The organism is Vreelandella zhaodongensis (assembly GCF_013415115.1).
Lineage (GTDB): Bacteria > Pseudomonadota > Gammaproteobacteria > Pseudomonadales > Halomonadaceae > Vreelandella > Vreelandella zhaodongensis.
This window is the reverse complement of sequence record NZ_JACCDD010000002.1, coordinates 1-17403: the sequence shown is the minus strand read 5'-3', so window position 1 is coordinate 17403 and position 17403 is coordinate 1. Positions and strand designations below refer to the sequence as shown.

14 protein-coding genes are annotated in these 17403 nt (G+C 53.3%); 9 read left to right on the top strand and 5 right to left on the bottom strand.

What is annotated here, in order from left to right; all coding sequences use genetic code 11:
• Positions 1-27: 27 nt before the first annotated feature.
• Positions 28-552 carry a GspH/FimT family protein gene (locus tag HZS79_RS03590; RefSeq protein ID WP_179927067.1) on the bottom strand — a complete coding sequence of 175 codons (525 nt, stop codon included), beginning with the start codon at positions 550-552 and terminating at the stop codon, positions 28-30.
• Positions 553-630: 78 nt separating this feature from the next.
• Between HZS79_RS03590 and thiO the strand changes: the two genes are divergently transcribed.
• Positions 631-1746, top strand: coding sequence for a glycine oxidase ThiO (gene thiO, locus HZS79_RS03585; protein WP_179927066.1), 1116 nt, complete (start codon positions 631-633; stop codon positions 1744-1746).
• A 25-nt stretch (positions 1747-1771) separates the two neighbouring features.
• Here thiO and HZS79_RS03580 read toward each other — a convergent pair whose 3' ends face one another.
• Positions 1772-2038, bottom strand: a complete 267-nt coding sequence (locus tag HZS79_RS03580; RefSeq protein ID WP_179927065.1) for a PP0621 family protein — start codon at positions 2036-2038, stop codon at positions 1772-1774.
• Between the two features lie 145 nt (positions 2039-2183).
• Between HZS79_RS03580 and HZS79_RS03575 the strand changes: the two genes are divergently transcribed.
• Positions 2184-3818: an NAD+ synthase gene (locus tag HZS79_RS03575; RefSeq protein WP_179927064.1), complete on the top strand. Its 1635-nt coding sequence runs from the start codon at positions 2184-2186 to the stop codon at positions 3816-3818.
• A gap of 34 nt (positions 3819-3852) precedes the next feature.
• On the opposite strand, the gene HZS79_RS03570 is transcribed toward HZS79_RS03575, so the two are convergent.
• Positions 3853-5565: a methyl-accepting chemotaxis protein gene (locus tag HZS79_RS03570; protein WP_179927063.1), complete on the bottom strand. Its 1713-nt coding sequence runs from the start codon at positions 5563-5565 to the stop codon at positions 3853-3855.
• 235 nt (positions 5566-5800) lie between these two features.
• Complete coding sequence (locus HZS79_RS03565) at positions 5801-6601, bottom strand: outer membrane protein assembly factor BamD (RefSeq protein WP_179927062.1); 801 nt, start codon at positions 6599-6601, stop codon at positions 5801-5803.
• 198 nt (positions 6602-6799) lie between these two features.
• Between HZS79_RS03565 and rluD the strand changes: the two genes are divergently transcribed.
• From rluD to ilvN, 5 genes are all read left to right on the top strand, one after another.
• Complete coding sequence (gene rluD, locus HZS79_RS03560) at positions 6800-7759, top strand: 23S rRNA pseudouridine(1911/1915/1917) synthase RluD (protein ID WP_162219904.1); 960 nt, start codon at positions 6800-6802, stop codon at positions 7757-7759.
• The gene (pgeF, locus tag HZS79_RS03555) at positions 7756-8511 is read left to right on the top strand and encodes a peptidoglycan editing factor PgeF (RefSeq protein ID WP_179927061.1); all 756 of its coding nucleotides are present in this window, start codon (positions 7756-7758) and stop codon (positions 8509-8511) included. The genes rluD and pgeF overlap by 4 nt, the downstream gene beginning before the upstream one ends.
• Positions 8512-8667: 156 nt before the next feature.
• Complete coding sequence (gene clpB, locus HZS79_RS03550; protein WP_179927060.1) at positions 8668-11262, top strand: ATP-dependent chaperone ClpB; 2595 nt, start codon at positions 8668-8670, stop codon at positions 11260-11262.
• A 482-nt stretch (positions 11263-11744) separates the two neighbouring features.
• Positions 11745-13469: an acetolactate synthase 3 large subunit gene (locus tag HZS79_RS03545; RefSeq protein ID WP_340159013.1), complete on the top strand. Its 1725-nt coding sequence runs from the start codon at positions 11745-11747 to the stop codon at positions 13467-13469.
• The gene (ilvN, locus tag HZS79_RS03540) at positions 13469-13960 is read left to right on the top strand and encodes an acetolactate synthase small subunit (RefSeq protein WP_030074339.1); all 492 of its coding nucleotides are present in this window, start codon (positions 13469-13471) and stop codon (positions 13958-13960) included. The genes HZS79_RS03545 and ilvN overlap by 1 nt, the downstream gene beginning before the upstream one ends.
• Before the next feature lie 88 nt (positions 13961-14048).
• Here ilvN and ilvY read toward each other — a convergent pair whose 3' ends face one another.
• Positions 14049-14936 carry an HTH-type transcriptional activator IlvY gene (ilvY, locus tag HZS79_RS03535; RefSeq protein ID WP_162219908.1) on the bottom strand — a complete coding sequence of 296 codons (888 nt, stop codon included), beginning with the start codon at positions 14934-14936 and terminating at the stop codon, positions 14049-14051.
• A 217-nt stretch (positions 14937-15153) separates the two neighbouring features.
• Between ilvY and ilvC the strand changes: the two genes are divergently transcribed.
• Both ilvC and pssA read left to right on the top strand, forming a co-directional pair.
• The gene (ilvC, locus tag HZS79_RS03530; protein WP_179927058.1) at positions 15154-16170 is read left to right on the top strand and encodes a ketol-acid reductoisomerase; all 1017 of its coding nucleotides are present in this window, start codon (positions 15154-15156) and stop codon (positions 16168-16170) included.
• A gap of 163 nt (positions 16171-16333) precedes the next feature.
• The gene (gene pssA / locus HZS79_RS03525; protein ID WP_179927057.1) at positions 16334-17221 is read left to right on the top strand and encodes a CDP-diacylglycerol--serine O-phosphatidyltransferase; all 888 of its coding nucleotides are present in this window, start codon (positions 16334-16336) and stop codon (positions 17219-17221) included.
• Positions 17222-17403: the final 182 nt, after the last annotated feature.

Sequence of the window (17403 nt, the reverse complement as noted above, 5' to 3'; positions counted from 1 at the left end):
AGTAACGGTTAACAACGCCTGTCGAGTTCAACAACCGGCGGGCGTTTCATCAATACGCAGACGCCCTAGTCGGCTGAGCACGAGCGTTCTGCCTCGGATGCTCTCTGCACATATATCAAAACGGCCATTGAACCCGCTGGTGTGTCCAAGAGTGCTATAGCTTACGCGCTGCATACCGCGACTATAGGTTACTGTTGTTGCTGCGATGGCGGGAAAGAGTCGCACAATATCTTCTTCACCTATTTGGCTTGTTGAGTCGCCCTTAAACACTACCAGGGTGTTGCTCCAGTCATCGGTGCAGGCGCTTCTCGCCGTGTTTGTCGGACACACCGTAGCCGTCATCCGCTGTGTAATAGCGGTATTGCGGGCAAGAGAAAAGGCTGTCTGTAATCTGTTAATATCAGCTGTCACCGCCGTGTTTTGGCCAAGTACTTGAAAGTTAGAAATTCCCCAAGCGGCTAATGCTGATATAAGTAGCAGTGCAATCACCAGTTCGAGCAGAGTGAAGCCTTGGATACGCGTGTGGGGGATGCCGTTATCGGTAGGTGACATGGTGCCTCCAGGCTGTGTTTTCTTTACAGCCTACCTCGCGTGGATCGTTTTTTATGTAAGCCAAAGCGGACAAACGTTGTGAGCAATTTCTTAATTATTGGCGGTGGCGTGATCGGTATGATGACGGCGCTGCAGCTGGCGGATGCTGGTCAGCAGGTCACGATAGTCGAGCGCGGTATTTGCGGGCAGGAGTCTTCCTGGGCGGGTGGGGGGATTGTCTCGCCACTTTATCCATGGCGCTATGCACCGCCGATATCGCAACTTTCACGCTGGTCAGAGGGTGTGTATCCCACGCTGTCGCTACGCCTACTGGAAGAAACCGGCATTGATCCTGAATATCGTCAAAAAGGGCTGCTTTATCTCAACGTTGATGATGCGCAAGCAGCGCTTGGCTGGGCGAGAAATTTAGGCAAACCGTTGGAGCGTGTTGGCGCTGAGTTTGTTAGAAAAAAAGAGCCTCACGTGGCTGCAGCGCAGGAAAGTGCGTTGTGGATGCCAACATTAGGCAGTGTGCGCAATCCGCGCTTGGGCCAGGCGTTGCGCGCACGGTTGCAGGCGATGCCCAACGTTGTCGTCAACGAAGGTTTCGTAGTGAACGGCTTCATCCAGCGTGATCGGCAGGTGCTGGGCGTTACGACCACGCAAGGGGAGCTACGCGCTGAAAAAGTGATTGTGTGTGGCGGAGCCTGGACAGCTACGTTGTTAGATAGCCTGAATATTCGCTTGCCGGTACGCCCTGTGAAAGGCCAAATGATCGCTTATCAAGCGCCGCCAGGGTTAGTGCAGCGTGTGGTGTTGAAAGATGGCCGGTACATAATCCCACGCAGCGATGGCTTACTGCTAATAGGCTCCACCTTAGAAGAGGCGGGCTTTGATAAAACGACCGATAGTGAAGCGCTGGCGTCGCTAAAACAGACGGCGGAAAGCATTGTGCCAGCGTTGTCTAAGCATTCGGTCGCTTATCACTGGGCAGGTCTACGGCCTGGTTCACCCGACGGCATACCGTTTATTGGTGCGCTGCCAGAATGGTCAGGTGTGTACGTCAATGCGGGCCACTACCGCAATGGGTTGGTGCTGGCTCCAGCGTCTACCCATGTATTGGTTGACCAGCTATTAGGGCGTGAGACACTTATCGACCCAACACCCTTCCAGCCTACGGCAGATCGGTTAATGACTGACCTGGCATCGTTATGACGGATATCGACGATGGGGAGCGGCACTAACCGCGGTTTTGCTTATCCTGTTGCTCTTGTAAATAGCGGTCTCGATGAGCGCTTGAGCAAAACCACTGTTCGCTATCGCGCAGGGCTTCCTCTTCAGGTACGTGGACGTCACACCAGCGGCAGCGCACCATTTGTCCGCCTTCATGGCGTGCTGGTTCGCTCTGTTGATGGGTAAGCCTGCGCTCTCGGTACAGGCCATAAAGCTTCAGGCCCACATAAAACAGCACGGCAAAAATAATCAACCGAATGATCAAAAGGTTCATCCTCTATGACTCCCATGGTGGGATGTAATAATGGCTAGAGTAACATGAGTGCCGGCTAACCTTTGCCTGTTGGCAGCCCTTGCGGGACAATGGACTTAAGTAAGCGGCAACGTGTTCTAAAGATTCTCAAGAGATTTTAACGCCCATGCAAGACTTAACGCTGGTAATGGCCCAACTCGACCCTTTAGTGGGAGATATTCCCGGCAATGCTGCACGCGCCATTGAAGCGGTGCGCGAAGCGAGGATCGAGCATGGGGCGGATATTGTTGTCTTCCCAGAGCTTTTCTTATCCGGTTACCCGCCGGAGGATTTGCTACTTCGCCCATCGATGGAAGCTCGCTTACGTGAAGCGCGGGCGAAGATGGCGGAAAAAGTAGCACGGGATGTGCTGGTGATTATTGGCTATCCAGGCGTACGCGAAGGGAAACGCTATAACCTGGCAGGTGTGCTGTACAACGGTCAGTGGGAAGCAGAATACGCTAAGCAGGCACTGCCGAACTATCAGGTATTTGATGAGCAACGCTACTTTACGCCTGGCACCGAGCCGCTGGTTTATGAGCATAAAGGCGCCAAGCTGGGTCTGCTGATTTGCGAGGATCTCTGGGAAGGCACGCCGGTTAATGCTGCCCGTGAAGCGGGCGCAGAAGTTCTGATCAGCTTAAACGCATCGCCCTATCATCAGGATAAACCCAGCGAGCGACTGCGCCTGTTAGCGCTGCGTGCCCAAGATGTAAACCGCCCGATTGTATATGTGAACACTATCGGTGGTCAGGATGAGCTGGTGTTCGATGGTGGCTCTAGTTGTGTGGATGCCCAGGGCGAGCTCAAAGTGCGCGCGCCTTCTTGGCAGGCAGGCTTAATGCCTATTCAACTGCTGCAAACGAGCGCTGATACGTGGGAACCCCAAGCGGGGGAAGTTGAGCCAGAGGTTGAGCCTGAAGAGAGCCTGTACTGCGCGCTGGTGACAGGGCTACGGGATTACGTCAATAAAAGCGGTTTCCAAGGCGTGGTGCTGGGACTTTCCGGAGGTATTGATTCCGCGCTTTCTCTAGCGATTGCCGTCGATGCGTTGGGCCCTCAGCGGGTGCAAGCAGTGATGATGCCCTATCACTATACGGCGGATATCTCGAAACAAGACGCCGCTGAACAAGCTGACATGCTTGGTGTGCATTATGACGTGATGCCCATTGAGCCGATGGTCGAAGCGTTTATGGGTACCCTGGCGGAAAGCTTCGCTGGCACCGAGCGGGACACCACCGAAGAGAACTTACAGTCGCGTTGCCGCGGCGTTCTGTTGATGGCGATTTCCAACAAGAAAGGCCTGATGGTGCTTACCACCGGTAATAAAAGCGAAATGGCAGTGGGTTACGCCACGCTTTATGGCGACATGGTGGGCGGCTATAACGCCATTAAAGATGTCTATAAAACCTGGGTGTATCGCTTAGCCCGCTGGCGCAATACTGAGTCTCCAGCTATTCCAGAGCGAGTGATTGAGCGTCCGCCCAGTGCGGAACTGGCACCTGATCAGCAGGACAGTGACTCACTGCCTGATTACGATGTACTAGATGCCATTCTGGTGAGCTATATCGAAGGCGATATGAGCGCTGAGGCGATTATCGCCGCTGGGTTTGATGAGGAAGATGTCTACAAAGTGGTGAAGCTTGTCGACCGCTGTGAATATAAGCGGCGCCAAGCCCCGGTTGGGGTAAGGGTCACGCCTCGAGGGTTTGGACGTGACCGACGTTACCCGATTGTTAATGGTTGGCAGCCTGGCGACTAAACAACACGGTAGCAAACGCTATTTCAAAGTTGTCTCAAAAACTGTCCCATGCAGACTCGGCGGGTTGGCGCTTCAAGGTGGGTAAGCTAGGTGCGTTCTTCGCCGCTGGGTCTTCTTGTGTCCTGCCAGCGTTTGTGACTGTTCGCACATAGGAACGTTGTTGGCTGGCTGGCAGTTTGAAAACGCCCATGACGTGCAGAAGTTGATGGGCATTTTGGCGCAAGTTGTTGGCGGCATTAGCACTTTCTTGCACTAACGCGGCATTTTGTTGGGTCACTTGGTCCATCTCAGTGATCGCTTGGCCAACCTCTTGCACACCGGTGCTTTGCTCAGCGCTGGCATGGCTGATTTCCTGCATGATTTTGGTTACTCGCTCAATCGCCGCAACAATATTTTCGGTCGACTTACTGGCCTCTTCAGCACGTGCGTTGCCATGGTTGACCCGTTCCAAGTTATTAGAAATCAAGTCGTTAATTTCTCGGGCAGCATCAGCACTGCGTTGAGCAAGTTTACGTACTTCCTCGGCAACCACGGCAAACCCACGGCCATGTTCACCTGCTCGGGCAGCTTCCACAGAAGCATTCAGGGCAAGAATATTGGTTTGAAAGGCAATGGCGTCGATGGTGGAAATAATGCCAGCAATTTCTTGTGAGCTCTTGTTGAGATCGTTCATGGTGGCGACTACCTGATGCACGGCTTCGCCCCCTTGGATAGCCGTTTTCGAAGCGCTAGCGGCTTCCTGGCTTGCCTGCTGTGAATTATCAGCGTTGAGTTTAACCGTGCTGTTGAGCTGTTCCATCGCGGACGCTGTTTCTGCTAGTGCGCTGGCTTGCTCTTCCGTGCGCGACGATAGGTCATTGTTTCCTTCGGCAATTTGTTCGCTATTGGAAGCAACCGCCTCAGCTGAAGAACGAACTTGCGCGACAATATCTTGAAGCTGTTTAGACATCGCAACTTGTGATGCCATGATGCTGCGTGTGTCGCCTTTCTTAAGACTCGGCTGGTGAGTCAGTTCGCCACGGCCGATGGCTTCCGCAAACGCTTTTACTGCATGTGGCTCGGCACCTAGCTCGCGCAGCAGTTGGCGTGTCAAAAGAATCGCGATTGCACCTCCAATCAACACAGCAAACAGTGTCAGCCCCAGCATTTGCAGTTGGAACCCTGATGCGGTGCTGCGAGCAGCTGCTGTCGAAGCATTGTTAATTTCTTCCTGCAGGTCAATAAACTGATTAATGCGGTTAAGCCACTCGGCATAAGCAGGGCCAGCCTGCTCTAGTGTCAGTGCCTGGGCGCGACTAAGGGAGTTAGCGGTTTTGGCATCGAGCACTTGCTGAGTAAGCGCTTGCGTGGTTTCTGATTGATTGTGGATAGTCGAAAGAATGCTTTGTTCTTGTGGCGTTGTGTCAGTTTCGCGTATCACTTGCTGCATGCTTTCAATCGCTGTGTCGTAATTGTCCTCAAGCTGTCTCATCTCTTCATTCAGTGCTGTCAGTCGACCTGCATCTGTTGTCATGACGATGTCACGCAGCGCAATGGCACGGTCATGGACACTGCCTCGCATATCAACAGCAAAACGCTGCTTAGCGCCATTTACGTCATTGATAGACGTGAGCCCACGATCAATTTGGTTAACTTGATAAATGCCGACCGCCGTTAAAACGACCAGTAACGCCAGTAGTGCAGAGAAGGAAAGTGTCAAACGTGTACTGATGTTGGTTTCTGTAAACCAAGATTTTGGGGCAGTCATGTGAGTGGCTCCAAGCAGGCGCTTTATTAATTAGATGTACAGGATATCTCCTTTTGCATAGTTTTTGTATAATTATTTTAGTGGCGCGTGGTCATCTCTATTTTTGTTAACGCTATGTAAGTAAAAGTGTTTTATGAGTAAATAAAAAACCACGCCGGAGCGTGGTTTTGGATAAGAACGTTTTGTACAGGGTTGTATAAGCGAGCTTTGCCGCCGTTAACCACTCAATAGCACGTTAGTGTTTAGGCCTGAATCGGCCGCCGCGTAGCTGTTCGTGGTCAGGAGCATTTTCACGCAGAACCACAAGCACTTCTTCTGCTCGGTCATCCATGCCTAGCCCCTGATATCCCTCTACCATGGTCGCTAACGCATCACGTGTTGCGTCGGATTCTGGATAGTTTTCAATCACCCAGCGGCCTCGTTCAACGGCGGCCAGGAAGGCACCGCGACGCAGGTAGTAGTCAGCAACGTGTAGTTCATGGCGTGCAAGCAATTCACGCAGGTAGACAATTCGCTGCTGGGCATCTGGGGCATATTCGCTTTGGGGAAAGCGCTGAATCAATTCGCGGAAGTCGTTGTAAGCATCCCGTGAAGCACCCAAGTCGCGCTTGGAAATATCAATTAGGCGTAAACGCTCAAGGCTAAATCGCCCCGCTTGCCAAGCAGACAGGCCGCGCAGGTAATAGGCGTAATCCGCTTGTGGGTGATCCGGGTGCAGGCGGATAAAGCGGCTGGCGGCGGCGCGAGCCTCTTCCCAGTTGTTGTTTTCGTAATAAGCGTAAATCAACTCAAGCTGAGCTTGTTCGGCGTGGGGGCCGAATGGGTAGCGGGTATCAAGTGCTTCCAGTCGCTCAATGGCAATCGGAAAGCGGTTGCTATCCAGCGCTGTGCGCGCAAGTTCATAGAGTTCGCGTTCTTGCACACCCGAGAATTCATCGTCTTCTTCGGGTGTGGATTTATTACTCGCACAGCCTGCCAAAAGGGCAAGGCTTAAGGCTAGAACGCCAAAGCGGTTGGCAGCGGAAAAAGCGCGCATCATCATCCTCGTTGCAAACAAGCCTCAATCACCGAAAAGCGACGATGGCCATAAGTAGAAATGGTAGAATAGGTCGCAGTTCGCCCACTATAAATCACCTAGACGCAAAACGCAGGCTTAGCGACACTCCATTACTGCTTGAAAAGTTAAGCAGTGTTAAATAATGACAGAGCCGTTTGCGTCTTAAAGAGGTTGTTCATGTCTCGTATTGTTGAAGCCACGCAGCGGGTACCCGCGACATTAGCCGGTGCGCGCTTAGACCAAGCTGCCGCTGAGTTGTTCAGCGATTATTCCCGCGAACGTTTGAAAGCGTGGATCAACGCCGGTGAGCTGACTGTCGACGGCGCTAAAGTAAAGCCGAAGGCCAAGCTGCACGGCCATGAAATATTAGCACTTAACGCAACTATCGAAGACGATACTCGTTTTGAGCCCCAGGATATTCCGCTTGATATTGTGTACGAAGACGACGCGGTGATGGTCATCAATAAGGCGGCTGGCATGGTGGTGCATCCCGCCGCGGGCAACCCTGACGGCACGCTGTTGAATGCGTTGCTGCATCATCATCCTGCGCTGGCAGAAGTGCCGCGGGCGGGGATAGTGCATCGCCTGGATAAGGACACCACCGGCCTGATGATGGTGGCGAAAACGTTGCCCGCACAAACGACGCTGGTTGAGCAGTTGCAGGCGCGCAGCGTTTCTCGTCAGTACGATGCGGTGGTGATTGGCAAACCCGTGTCGGGTAGCACCATCGATGCGCCTATTGGTCGGCACCCGAAAGACCGCAAGCGCCAAGCGGTCACGGCTTCCGGAAAACCGGCAGTGACTCACTTTCGGGTGGTTGAGCGTTTTCGCGCTCATACCCATGTGCGTTGCCAGTTGGAAACCGGGCGTACCCATCAAATTCGCGTTCATATGGCCCATGCCCGCTACCCACTGATTGGCGATCCGCTTTATAGTGGTCGTGCTAAGCTGCCTCCGGGCGCTGCTGCGCCGTTAAAAGAGATTTTGCGTGAATTTCCGCGTCAGGCACTGCATGCTCGGAAACTCAGCTTTGTGCATCCGGTGAGTGGTGAAACGCTTACTTTTCATGCCGACTTGCCCGATGATCTACTGATGCTGTTGGACTACCTGCGCGAAGATAGCGAGACCATGAGATGAGCGACGCGATTGATCTAAAGCCCACGCTGCTGTTACCTGACTGGCCAGCCCCCGCGAATGTGCGGGCGTTTGTGACCACTCGGGAAACAGGGCCGAGCCAAGATGATTTTGCAGCTTTCAATCCAGCGAGCCACGTAGGCGATAATGCTGATCACGTCGCACTGTGTCGGCGTTTGCTGCATAAAGAAATTGGCGACGATCGCCCGCTGCTGTGGCTTAATCAAACTCATGGTGCACGCGTTCAGCAGGCGTACCAAGACGATACGCCGGAAGCCGATGCCGCGATTGCCAGCAGCAACGACTATGCCTGTGTGGTGTTAACCGCAGACTGCTTGCCGGTAATGTTCTGTAACCGTCAGGGCACTCTGGTGGCGGTTGCCCACGCAGGCTGGCGCGGGCTAGCGGGCGGCGTGCTGGAAGCGACCGTCGCTGCGATGAACTGTGATCCTGACGACATTTTGGTATGGCTAGGGCCGGCTATTTCAAATGCTCAGTTTGAGGTCGGGCCAGAAGTCTATGGTGCGTTTGTTGCGGTCCACCCTGAGACCGCTGAAGCGTTTGACCATAGCCCCTATCGTCTTGGTCACTATATGGCGGATCTTTATCGCTTGGCGCGCTTTCGTCTAGAAGCGTTGGGGATCCACCATATCAGCGGTGGCCACTTCTGTACCGCCTGCGAGTCGCGCTTTTACTCCTATCGCCGTGATAATGGCAACACTGGACGCATGGCAAGTGTGATCTGGATCAACTAAGCAGAGCTATTCCTTCGGGCTTGTTATGCGCACCTCTTGAAATGCCTGGAACTGACGCCATTTAACTTGTCAAGCTAAACGTTTTTAGCACATTAAAGACAAGTTATTGGGAAACACCGTGGGTCCAAACGCACGGCACCCCCCAGGAGGAACTCCATGCGATTCGATAAATTTACTGCCAAATTACAGGCCGCTATTTCTGAGGCACAATCTCTTGCGGTTGGGCACGGCCATAATCAGCTTGATCCTGCGCACTTACTGCTTGCGCTGCTCGATACCAAAGACACTGGCATCAAAGCCCTGGTCGAAAAAGCCGAGGGAAGCAGCTCGCGCTTGCGTGATGGCTTGCAGAAGCAGCTAGATGACTTACCCAAAGTAAGCCAGTTTGACGGTGATGTTCAGCCATCCCGTGACTTCATCAAACTATTCAACTTAACTGACCGAGAAGCGCAGAAGCGTGGTGATCAGTTTATTGCCAGTGAGTTGGTACTCCTGGCTGCGCTGGAAATGAACAGTTCGATCACCAAACTGATGAAAGAGGCTGGGCTGAACCGGAAAGGCCTGGAAGCCGCGATCAACAGCTTGCGCGGTGGAGCCAAGGTCGATGACCCCAATGCCGAAGATCAGCGTGAAGCGCTGAATAAATACACCATGGATCTTACCCAGCGTGCGTTAGACGGCAAGCTGGATCCCGTGATTGGCCGCGACGATGAAATTCGCCGCACAATTCAGGTACTGCAGCGTCGCACCAAAAATAACCCGGTACTGATCGGTGAACCAGGGGTGGGTAAAACCGCCATTGTTGAAGGGCTGGCGCAGCGTATTGTTAACGGCGAAGTGCCCGAAGGGCTGAAAGAGAAGCGCGTACTCTCGTTGGATATGGGCTCGCTGCTGGCGGGTGCTAAATTCCGTGGTGAGTTTGAAGAGCGTCTGAAAGCCGTGCTCAAAGAGCTTTCCCAGGAAGAGGGGCGGGTCATCCTGTTTATCGATGAGCTGCACACCATGGTGGGCGCGGGTAAGGCCGAAGGCGCAATGGATGCGGGCAATATGCTTAAGCCTGCGCTGGCGCGTGGCGAGCTGCACTGCGTGGGGGCGACCACGCTGGATGAGTACCGTAAATACATCGAAAAAGATGCCGCGCTGGAGCGCCGCTTCCAGAAGGTGTTGGTCGATGAGCCCTCCGAAGAGGATACGGTGGCCATTCTGCGTGGCTTAAAAGAGCGTTACGAAGTCCATCATGGCGTGGATATTACCGATTCAGCGATTATCGCGGCGGCCAAGCTCTCTACCCGCTACATCACTGATCGGCAGCTGCCGGATAAAGCGATCGACCTGATCGATGAGGCGGCGTCCCGGATCCGCATGGAGCTGGACTCTAAGCCTGAAGAGATGGATCGGCTGGATCGCCGCCTAATCCAGCTGAAAATGGAGCGCGAAGCGCTTAAGAAAGAGACTGACGAAGCCACTAAGAAACGCCTTGAAGCGCTGAATAATCAGATCCACGAGTTAGAGCGTGAATACGCTGACTTGGATGAAATCTGGAAAGCCGAAAAAGCCAGTATTCAAGGCGCGGCCCAGTTTAAAGCGGAGCTTGAGCAGGCGCGCATTGACCTTGAACAGGCGCGCCGTCAGGGCGATTTAGGGCGTATGTCGGAAATTCAGTACGGCAAAATTCCGGCGCTTGAGAAGAAAATCAGTGAGGCGGGAGAAGGTGAGGCCGATACTGCCAGCCACCAGCTGCTGCGCTCAAACGTTACCGAAGAAGAGATTGCCGAGGTGGTTTCCCGCTGGACAGGTATTCCGGTCTCCAAAATGTTGGAAGGCGAACGGGATAAGCTGCTGCGCATGGAAGAGGCGTTGCATGAGCGAGTGATTGGTCAGCATGAGGCGGTAGAGGCAGTGGCGAACGCCGTGCGCCGCTCGCGGGCAGGGCTGTCTGACCCCAATCGACCCAACGGCTCGTTCCTGTTCCTCGGCCCAACCGGGGTGGGTAAAACAGAGCTATGTAAGTCGCTGGCTAACTTCTTGTTCGATACCGAAGAGGCAATGGTGCGGATCGACATGTCGGAGTTTATGGAGAAGCACTCCGTGGCTCGCTTGATTGGTGCGCCCCCAGGCTATGTAGGTTATGAAGAGGGTGGCTACTTAACTGAAGCGGTGCGTCGTAAACCCTACTCAGTGCTATTGCTGGACGAAGTGGAAAAAGCGCATCCGGATGTGTTCAATATCCTACTGCAAGTGCTGGAGGATGGTCGCTTAACCGATGGTCAAGGCCGCACAGTCGATTTCCGCAATACAGTGATTGTGATGACCTCTAACATGGGGTCGGACATTATCCAGCGCATGGGCGGTGACGCTAGTGGTGACCAAGATAGTGATTACGAGCTGATGAAGAATGCGGTAATGGAAGTGGTGGGTAACCATTTCCGCCCTGAATTGATTAACCGCATTGATGAGGTGGTGGTGTTCCACGCCCTTGGCCAAGAGCAAATTCAGGCGATTGCCGGTATTCAGTTAGAGCGTTTGAAAGTTCGCTTAGCTGAGCATGACCTGAGCCTTGCGATCAGCGATGACGCGATGGCCCAGCTGGCGGTGGTCGGGTTCGATCCGGTGTACGGTGCGAGGCCGCTGAAGCGGGCAATCCAAAGCCGCATCGAGAACCCATTGGCCCAAGATCTGCTGGCGGGCAAGTATGCCCCAGGCGACACCATTCATATTAGCGCAAGTGAAGGCAAACTGGTGTTTGAATAATCTACGCGTGGCTAATCAACAAGGCCGCGCAATCAAATAGGGCAAAAGCCCCGCTAGCTCTGCTAGTGGGGCTTTTTTAATGGCTTCCTACGACGTTTGTTGCGTTTGTCTTGATCGGAGGTTGACAGGCTGAGGGCGCTAATGGAATCTTGTGGGTTCCTGATTTGCGGGCGCGGAACCAACGGGCAACCCCTAATCCCCGCGCGAAGGGTAGGCGAAAGCCTTTACCCGCCGAAGGACTTCCGGGCTTGGGCTAACCGCCCGACCTGGCCAACGCCCCGACACGGCAAACCGTCGTGTAAGGGAGACGCTGGTGTATTGCATAATATGCCAGTGCTTCCGATGAGAGTGCAGGCCCTAACCGGGCCATATGCCAGGGTTTGGCATCAGGTGCCGGCATGGGCCGGCAGCGGCATACCGCCGCACTCGACACCGCAGGATGTCCTGCGGATCGCACTCGAGACCTCCAGGGGAGAAACACAGTGGAACTGCTTTCCGGCGCAGATATGATCGCCCGCTTCTTGCAAGATGAGGGCGTTGAGTACATTTATGGTTATCCCGGTGGCGCGGCGCTGCATATTTACGATGCGCTGTTCCGTCAGGACAAAGTGAAGCACATTCTCGTGCGTCACGAACAGGCCGCAACTCATGCAGCAGACGGCTATGCCCGTGCTTCAGGCAAACCAGGGTGTGTGCTTGTTACATCAGGCCCTGGGGCTACTAACGCGGTTACTGGCATTGCAACGGCCTATATGGATTCCATTCCCATGGTCGTGCTGTGCGGTCAGGTAATGAGCCACCTGATTGGTGACGACGCCTTCCAGGAAACCGATATTATCGGTGTGACTCGCCCCATCGTGAAGCACAGCTTCTCAATTCGGCATCCGTCTGAGATTCCAGAAGTGCTGAAAAAAGCCTTCTATCTCGCGGCGACTGGTCGCCCAGGTCCGGTAGTCGTCGATATCCCTAAAGATATGACGGCACCGACCGAGCGTTATGAGTACATCTACCCGAAAAAGGTCAAGATGCGCTCCTATAACCCGGTAACTCGGGGGCATACCGGTCAAATTAAAAAAGCCGTTGAGATGATGTTAAAAGCCAAGCGTCCGGTGTTCTATACCGGTGGTGGCGTGGTAACTGGCAAGGCAAGCGAAGGGTTGACCGATTTGGTCAAACAGCTCGGCTTCCCCATTACCACAACGCTGATGGGCATTGGCTCCTATCCGCAAAGTGATCGGCAGTGCCTGGGTTGGCTGGGTATGCACGGCTCGTATGAATCTAATATGGCCATGCACCATGCGGATTTGATTATCGCCATTGGCGCGCGTTTTGATGACCGGGTAACCAACAACACGTCGAAGTTCTGCCCCACGGCAAAAATCATTCACGTGGATGTAGACCCAAGTTCGGTCTCTAAAACCGTGCGTGCAGATGTGCCCATCGTTGGACCAGCGTCTAGCGTTATCAATGAAATGATCAGCCTGGTTCAAGGCCAGTCAATTTCGCAGCCTGAAGCGCTGACTGAGTGGTGGCAAAAGATTGACGGCTGGCGTGCCGAGCGTGAAGGCAAGCTATACGAGCCGTCTAAACCAGGCGAAGTGTTGAAGCCTCAGGAAGTGGTCGAAGCGCTATGCCGTGTTACGCGCGGTGAAGCCTACGTGACGACAGATGTTGGCCAGCACCAGATGTTTGCTGCCCAGTACTACAAGTTCGATAAGCCTAACCGTCTGATTACATCCGGTGGTTTGGGCACCATGGGCTTTGGCTTCCCGGCTGCAATGGGTATCAAGCAGAACTTCCCGGATGACGACGTGGTGTGCGTGACGGGGGAAGGTAGCTTCCAGATGATGATGCAGGAGCTCTCTACCTGTAAGCAGTATGGCGTGGGCGTCAAGATTGTAAATCTCAACAATGCATCGCTTGGCATGGTGCGGCAGTGGCAGGATTTGAACTACAAATCCCGCCATGCGCACTCCTACATGGAGTCGCTGCCGGACTTTCACATGCTAATTGAGGCTTACGGATTTACCGCGATCACTGTGAATACCCTTGATGAGTTGGAGCCGGCGCTAGAGCGCGCCTTTGCCAACAAGCATGAGCTGGTATTCCTTGATGTGAAGGTGGATCCCTTTGAGCACGTCTACCCGATGCAGGTGCCGCTGGGTGCCATGCGCGACATGCTGCTGTCTAAAACGGAGCGTACCTGATGCGTCATATCATCTCGATTCTGATGGAAAACGAACCGGGTGCGCTGTCACGTGTGGTCGGGCTGTTCTCCCAGCGTAACTTCAACATTGAAACGCTTAATGTTGCACCGACTGAAGATCCGTCGCTGTCACGTCTGACGGTGACCACCGTGGGTGATGACCGGGTGATTGAGCAAATCACCAAGCACCTTAATAAACTGATTGATGTGGTGAAGCTGGTCGACCTGACGGAAGGTAACCACATTGAGCGTGAACTGATGCTGGTGAAAGTAAAAGCGCTAGGTGCTGCCCGCGATGAAGTGAAGCGCACGGTGGATATTTTCCGAGCGCAGATTGTCGACGTAACGCCAAGCCTCTACACCGTACAGATTACCGGTGACGCCTCTAAGCTGGATGCATTTCTGCAGGCCATGGCGCCGGTAGGCATTCTTGAAGTGGCGCGTACCGGGGTGTCCGGTATCGCTCGCGGCGACAAAGTACTGTCGTTGTAAGCGAAGCGTGCTTAAGTCGTTGAAAAACTACTGAGAAAGCCGTCCTTAACTAGGACGGCTTTTTTTTATGGCGTTTTTTTAATGCACGTTAACGCGGCGTCACGGTAGCCCAGAAGGCGTCAATCATCGGGTTTTTGAGACGTCGGTTAAGCACGCAAAGCCCGACATCGTAGTGGGGGAGCTCAGGTTTAACGTTGAGCACTTGCACGCGTTCGGCCAGAGGGCTGTTATCTAGCACAATTTTTGGTACTACGCCCACGCCAAACCCCAGCCCCACCATACTTACAATTGCTTCGTGTCCGGCCACTTGGGCATAAATGCGCGGTGTAATGCCCATCGCTTTAAACCACGTATTGGCGTACTCCCTAGACAGCCCTGCCTCTGAGAGAATCATCGGGACATCACGCCACTGCTCGGCCGTTGAGCTTTCTGGCTGACTTGGCAGCCAGTCGTGGGCTTCTGTAGGAGCAATAAACAGCAGCGGCGAGCGGGTAAGTGATTTAAAGGCCAGTGCGCTGGGTGGAATCCGCGGGCGGGGGGTAATGGCCATATCGTCTGCGCCTTCCAATACCCGGGACATGGCATCAGCGGGGTCACCGGTATGCAGCTTTAGCTCGATACCTGGGTGTCGGGTGCGTACATCGCTTAATAGTTCATAGAGAAAGCTATAGCTCGCAGTTACTGAGCAGTAAATGCTTATTTCACCGCGCAGTTGCGCCACCGTGGCGGCCAGTGTCCGTTTCTGCATTTCCCACTGTTCTAACGTCTCTTTTGCATAGTGCTGAAACGCTAAGCCTTGGGGGGTTAGCGTGACGTGGCGATTGTCGCGCTCAAACAGCCGTGTGCCTAACTCGGCCTCAACCTGTTGAATTGAACGGCTTAATGTGGAAGGGCTGATATGACAAAGCTCGCTGGCGCGGCCAAAATGCAGCGTCTCGGCCAGCGTCACCACATGCTTTAATAAGCGAAAATCCATAGAAAGCCCAATGTTAAGGTCAGTGTTTCATAATTAGAAATAGTATGTTGCAAATATAGCGTTTTACGCAATGGTGGCAGTGGCGTACAGTGATCTCAACGCCAAAGCCCAGTGCTGCAAAAGACGGCACAGGTGGCCATCAACGCTGATACGACATATATAAACTATCCCTATATAACGATCATTGTTTGATCAAATTCGATTTTGGAGTCTCGCCATGCACGTTTATTACGATAAAGATTGTGACCTGTCTCTCATTCAAGCCAAGAAAGTCACTATTGTTGGTTATGGCTCGCAAGGCCATGCCCATGCCAATAACTTGAAAGAGTCTGGCGTCGACGTCACCGTTGCTCTGCGCAAAGGTTCTTCCTCTGCCGCCAAAGCAGAAGCCGCAGGCCTGAAAGTGGCAAGCGTACCGGAAGCGTGCAAAACCGCAGACGTTGTCATGATTCTGGCACCGGATGAAAACCAAAAAGCGATCTACGAGCAGGAAGTAGAGCCGAACTTGAAAGAAGGTGCGACCTTAGCTTTCGCTCACGGCTTTAATATCCACTACAACCAAATCGAGCCGCGTAAAGATCTTGATGTCATCATGATCGCGCCGAAAGCACCGGGCCACACGGTACGCTCTGAGTTCGTTAAAGGTGGCGGTATTCCTGACCTGATCGCTATCCATCAGGATGCGTCTGGTCATGCCAAAGAATTAGCGCTTTCCTACGCGGCAGGCGTTGGTGGTGGCCGTAGCGGCATTATCGAAACTACCTTCAAAGATGAGACCGAAACAGACCTGTTCGGCGAGCAAGCAGTCCTGTGTGGCGGTGCGGTTGAACTGGTCAAAGCTGGTTTTGAAACCCTGACTGAAGCAGGCTATGCGCCGGAGATGGCTTACTTCGAGTGCCTACACGAGCTTAAGCTGATTGTTGACCTGATGTACGAAGGCGGCATCGCTAACATGAACTACTCTATCTCCAATAATGCGGAGTACGGTGAGTACGTTACTGGCCCCGAGGTGATTAACGATGAGTCTCGTGCCGCAATGCGCAACGCGCTCAAGCGTATCCAAACGGGTGAGTATGCCAAAATGTTCATCCAGGAAGGTAATACTAACTACCCGTCCATGACGGCACGTCGTCGTCTGAACGCTGAGCACGAAATTGAGCAAGTCGGTGCTAAGCTGCGTGGCATGATGCCTTGGATTGCTGCTAATCAGCTGGTTGATAAGTCGAAAAACTAAGTGGTTAACAGGCGAGTGTATTCGCTAGAGCCTCGGGGCGCGCATTGTCGCGCCCCGAGGCGTTTACTACTGTATGTTGCAATTGGCTGGCTGAGTGAGTCCCACCGTGTAAAATGAAAGAAGATCACTTCTCTTGTGACCTCACTTCAAACGGATGATATTTATGACCCAGGATGCTCGCGATCAAGAGCGCAAACAGACCCCGCAGTCAGCGTCTCCAGAAGGCCAGAAAGCGGAAGACAACGACGAGGGGAGCCAAAATAGCGTAAGCAACGAAGACCTCGCGACCGTTTTCCTGCGTGAGACTGAAGTGGTTGAGGAAGCCGTTGAGGATGGTAAAAAAGTTCGTCGCAAAGGTATTTACCTGTTGCCGAACCTGTTTACGACGTCAGCGCTGTTCTCAGGTTTTTTCGCGGTGGTGGCTGGTATTAATGGTGAGTTTACCTCTGCGGCAGTCGCTATTTTTATTGCCATGGTGCTCGATGGCCTTGATGGTCGTGTTGCCCGTATGACCAATACGCAAAGTGCGTTTGGGGCTGAGTACGATAGCCTTGCTGATATGATTTCGTTTGGGATGGCGCCGGCTCTAGTGGCCTTTACCTGGATTTTGCAAGATATTGGTAAAACTGGCTGGGTTGTGGCATTTCTTTATGTGGCCTGTGCGGCGCTGCGCCTAGCACGCTTCAATGTGCAGATTGGTAGTGTTGATAAGAAGTGGTTTATCGGTCTGCCTAGCCCCTCTGCAGCAGCCTTAGTCGCCGCCAGCGTGTGGACGTTCCATAGCTTCGATGCAGACGCCCTGGGTTTTAAGCTCCTCATGTTGTTTGTCGTGGCTGCTGCGGGTGTGCTCATGGTCAGTAATATTCGTTATTACAGCTTTAAGGATCTCGACTTTAAGAAACCCGTGCCTTTTGTCGTACTTTTGGCGGTGGTGTTGGGGTTCGTGATGATCTCTGTTGAGCCGTCTGTAATGCTGCTGCTGCTTTTTGGTGCTTATGTGTGCTCAGGCCCTGTTTTGGCTGTGATGCGCAAAGCGACGCCTAAAAGTTAACTTTTTTATATAAAGTGCTTGCCAAGACGGCAGCGAATCCGTAAAGTACGCATCCGCTGCTGGGGACGCACAGCGTTACCAGCGGTGATTGAAGGTAAAAACCTTCGGTTTGTCAGGAAGTTAAGAGAGTTTAAAAGAAAGCAACGTTATCTCGCTTTCTTAACGCACTCGCTTCACTCACT